This is a genomic window from Streptococcus sp. 596553 (genome assembly GCF_900411395.1).
In the GTDB taxonomy this organism is placed as follows: domain Bacteria; phylum Bacillota; class Bacilli; order Lactobacillales; family Streptococcaceae; genus Streptococcus; species Streptococcus mitis_BA.
In genome coordinates this window covers 1-4,144 of the sequence record NZ_OXCQ01000026.1, presented here as the reverse complement: position 1 = coordinate 4,144, position 4,144 = coordinate 1, and the positions used below count along the sequence as shown (strand labels likewise).

The following is a 4,144-nucleotide window of genomic DNA, read 5'->3' as shown; positions in this document are numbered from 1 at the left end:
ACGCTTGATCAGTATTGGGATATCTATTCCGAAAAGAGATTGTCAACAGGGCGCTGGAATGACACTTCCTACTACCTCAATGATAATCTCTATAAGAATCATATCAAACCCAAATTTGGTTCTATCCAGCTGAAAAATTTGGATAGAAATGAGTATGAACTCTTTATCGCTGAAAAATTGCAGAACCATACCAGATACACTGTTCAAACTCTCAATTCCAGCTTCATGTCATTGCTGAATGATGCCGTCAAAAATGGGAATCTGCTCTCAAATCGCTTGAAAGGTGTCTTTATTGGCCAGAGTGATATTCCTGCAGCTAACAAGAAAGTGACTCTCAAAGAGTTCAAGACTTGGATAGCAAAGGCAGAAGAGATTATGCCAAAACAATTCTACGCTCTGACCTATCTTACCATTTTTGGATTGAGAAGAGGAGAAGTCTTTGGATTGCGTCCAATGGACATCACTCAGAACGACAGCGGACGGGCTATACTGCATCTTAGAGACAGTCGAAGCAACCAGACCCTAAAAGGGAAAGGAGGGCTTAAAACGAAGGATTCAGAGCGATACGTCTGCCTAGATGATATTGGAACAGACCTTATCTATTATCTGATAGCTGAGGCTTCTAAAATTAAGCGAAAGTTAGGGATTATTAAGGAACAGCACAAGGATTATATAACTATCAACGAGAAAGGTAGTCTCATCAATCCAAACCAGTTAAATAGAAACTTCAATTTAGTGAATGAAGCAACAGGATTGCATGTAACACCTCACATGATGCGCCACTTCTTCACGACTCAAAGCATTATTGCAGGAGTTCCGCTTGAACAATTAAGCCAGGCGCTGGGGCATACAAAAGTCTATATGACCGATCGTTACAATCAAGTAGAGGACGAACTTGCTGAAGCGACAACAGACCTATTTCTTAGCCATATTCGCTAAAAAACCCCCGCCAAAATCTCAAAAAGTCCCCGCCAATTCCCCGACCAAAATCAGAAAAATACCGAAAAATATCGAAAAATTATTTTTAGAATAGTCCCCAAAAGCCTGAAATAGAGCCAAAAAACTCCACCTAATTGGGTGGAGTTAAGGGAGATTATTATGAAAAAGAAAAGTTTAGGATATTTGTTACAACAAGTTAGGAGGTCTTCTTGTAACTGTCTATAGTATACCCGACCTATCTTAAACAAATCTTAAAAATCTCTTAGGACCAAACACTTTCTAAAATATTTGTTTGTTCACGACCAGGACCCACTGAGAAAGTAGAAATACGAACACCAACCAATTCACTCACACGACGAACGTAGTTACGCGCATTCTCAGGAAGATCTTCCAAATTACGAACTCCGGTAATATCTTCTGACCAACCTGGCAACTCTTCATAGATAGGCTTGCAACGTTTCAATTGCTCAAGACTAGCTGGATAGTAGTCAATACGTTGACCATCAAGATCATAGGCCACACAGATTTTCACAGTATCTAAACCACTCAAAACATCGATAGAGTTCAATGAAAGGTTAGTGATACCAGAAACACGACGGCTATGACGCATCACAACTGAGTCAAACCAACCCACTCGACGTGGACGACCAGTTGTTGTACCATATTCATGGCCGACTTCACGGATACGTTCTCCCACTTCATCAAACAATTCAGTTGGGAAAGGACCGTCTCCTACACGACTGGTATAGGCTTTACATACACCTACAACCTTGTCAATCTTGCTTGGCCCAACACCTGAACCAATGGTCACACCACCAGCCACAGGGTTTGAAGAAGTAACAAATGGATACGTACCTTGGTCGATATCTAGCATAACACCTTGTGCACCTTCAAAAAGCACACGTTTCCCGTTATCAAGCGCATCATTCAAAATGACAGATGTATCTGTCACATACTTCTTGATTTGTTGACCATATTCGTAATACTCTTCAAAAATATCATCGAAAGCAATCGCCTTACTGTCATACAATTTTTCAAAAAGACGATTTTTTTCAGCAAGATTACGTTCTAAACGCTCACGGAAAATATCTTTATCCAAAAGATCAGCGATACGAATCCCAACACGAGCAGCCTTGTCCATATAAGCTGGACCAATTCCCTTGATTGTAGTCCCAATCTTATTGTCGCCCTTAGCTTCTTCTTGCAAACGGTCTAACTCGATATGATAAGGCAAAATAACATGCGCACGATCAGAAATACGCAAGTTATCAGTTGTCACACCTTCCTCATGAAGATAGCTCAACTCTTTTACAAGAGATTTAGGATTTACAACCATACCATTCCCAATAACAGAGATTTTTTCAGGGAAGAAAATCCCAGATGGAATCAAGTGCAATTTAAACTTCTTACCATCAATCACAATCGTGTGACCTGCATTATCACCACCTTGGTAACGTGCAATCACTTCTGCATTCGCTGAAAGGAAGTCTGTAATCTTCCCTTTACCTTCATCACCCCATTGGGTACCTACAACAACAACTGAAGTCATAATCTTGTCTGAGCCCTCAGGCTCTTCCTTTCTCACATACATGGCAGGAATCTCACCCGCAATTATATCTTACAATTTATTATAAGAAAAAATCGCCTTTTTATCAAGAAGAAACAATAGAAAGATTTGCTATTTCCAACTATTAAAAAATGTTTTAGAAAAATTACCAGCTATTTATTGTTATATTGCCATGAAAAAGTAAGTTTGTTCGGAAATTAACTCAGACTATCTCAACAAGAAATAAAACCTTGTTTCATTATCATCTTTTCAAGATACAAACGATAAGCAACACGATAATGGTAAACGATAAAATCCCTACGACACCCAATGCCATATCTAACTAAATAATAAATCAAAAATTTAAAATGAAAATGTTCCCATTCCCAACTATTATCAAAGAAAGTAGCATACTCTTCTTCGATACTGTCATAGAAATCAGTCATCTGATCATAAATATTTTGTAGCATAAGCATACACTCCTTTACTTTTTATGAACTTATTCTAACAAAAAATTTTAATTAATCATTAATAATTCCTGAATTGTTAAAATACCAACCTCAACAAGAGAAAAAATAGGAAAAGTTGACAGAATAGAAACAAATTTACTACCTAAATTAGACTATTATAGACCTTATTAACTGCGTTAAATACTAAAAGAGACTGAGGTAAAAATCTTAAAATAAGAAAAACGCATAGTATCAAATTTTTCAAACTATCTTTAAAACATTTCTCAAAGATAACAAGAAAATTGTCAATGTCCTTAAACTAGCCTATTCTAACGCCAAACTAGAAGTCACTAATAATCCCATCAAACTTATCAAGCGCAACGACTTTGGTTTTCGGAACTTTAAAAACTTCAAAAAACGAATTATCATCGCTCTAAACATCAAAAAAAAGAAAGGACGAAATTTGCCCTTTCTCGAGATTAGCTTTTCTGGCTCTATAATATTTGTAGTGGGTAAATCCCCTATGGATATTATGGAGCCTATTTTATTGTAGAAAAAAAGTCCCATATCATCTATAATGAAAAGCGACCAAACCATCATTAGAAAGATTCATATGGAACAATTACATTTTATCACAAAACTACTAGACATTAAAGACCCTAATTTCTAAATTATGGATATTATCAATAGGGGTACACACTAAGATTCCTTTTAAGTGCTATCAGTGGTCGAAAATAATGGTAGCTGAGACTTCTATCGTCAAGAAAAATATCACTTGTCATTAGAGGCAAGACAGATTATTAATTACATAACAAAAAAAGAGGTCGAAACCTCCTTTAATTAACTACTCCGCCAGTAGGACTCGAACCTACGACATCATGATTAACAGTCATGCGCTACTACCAACTGAGCTATGGCGGAATAAAGCTAAGCGACTTCCATATCTCACAGGGGGCCACCCCCAACTACTTCCGGCGTTCTAGGGCTTAACTTCTGTGTTCGGCATGGGTACAGGTGTATCTCCTAGGCTATCATCACTTAACTCTGAGTAATACCTACTCAAAATTGAATATCTATTCAAATCAAGAAAACCTCTCGCTTTCGTATTCTCAGTTACTTTGGATAAGTCCTCGAGCTATTAGTATTAGTCCGCTACATGTGTCGCCACACTTCCACTTCTAACCTATCTACCTGATCATCTCTCAGGGCT

The 4,144-nt window shown here is 37.6% G+C and carries 3 protein-coding genes, 1 tRNA gene, 2 rRNA genes and 1 pseudogene; 2 read left to right on the top strand and 5 right to left on the bottom strand.

Features of this window, described 5'->3' with window-relative positions:
- On the top strand, positions 1-939 hold a 939-nt coding region (locus tag DSY56_RS11555; protein ID WP_112445801.1), incomplete at its 5' end, for a tyrosine-type recombinase/integrase.
- Between the two features lie 262 nt (positions 940-1,201).
- Here the strand turns inward: DSY56_RS11555 and DSY56_RS11550 are convergent.
- Positions 1,202-2,488 (bottom strand): adenylosuccinate synthase, encoded by a 1,287-nt coding sequence (locus DSY56_RS11550; RefSeq protein ID WP_001832534.1) that lies wholly within the window; start codon positions 2,486-2,488, stop codon positions 1,202-1,204.
- Positions 2,489-2,718: 230 nt separating this feature from the next.
- On the bottom strand, positions 2,719-2,955 hold the full coding sequence (gene comW / locus DSY56_RS11545) for a sigma(X)-activator ComW (protein WP_000940044.1): 237 nt from the start codon (positions 2,953-2,955) through the stop codon (positions 2,719-2,721).
- A gap of 229 nt (positions 2,956-3,184) precedes the next feature.
- On the opposite strand from comW, the pseudogene DSY56_RS11540 reads away from it, so the two are divergent.
- Positions 3,185-3,417: pseudogene (locus tag DSY56_RS11540) on the top strand (transposase); the annotation flags it as partial.
- Positions 3,418-3,781: 364 nt separating this feature from the next.
- Here DSY56_RS11540 and DSY56_RS11530 read toward each other — a convergent pair.
- The 3 genes from DSY56_RS11530 to DSY56_RS11520 form a co-directional block, all read right to left on the bottom strand.
- Positions 3,782-3,855: transfer RNA gene (locus DSY56_RS11530), tRNA-Asn, on the bottom strand.
- A gap of 5 nt (positions 3,856-3,860) precedes the next feature.
- Positions 3,861-3,976 (bottom strand): 5S ribosomal RNA (gene rrf / locus DSY56_RS11525).
- Between the two features lie 76 nt (positions 3,977-4,052).
- A 23S ribosomal RNA gene (locus DSY56_RS11520) occupies positions 4,053-4,144 on the bottom strand; the annotation flags it as partial.

What these genes read in the sequence shown, in the direction of transcription:
- DSY56_RS11550 (WP_001832534.1), bottom strand. Translation starts at nt 2,488, where the DNA reads ATGACTTCAGTTGTTGTTGTAGGTACCCAATGGGGTGATGAAGGTAAA.
- comW (WP_000940044.1), bottom strand. Translation starts at nt 2,955, where the DNA reads ATGCTACAAAATATTTATGATCAGATGACTGATTTCTATGACAGTATC.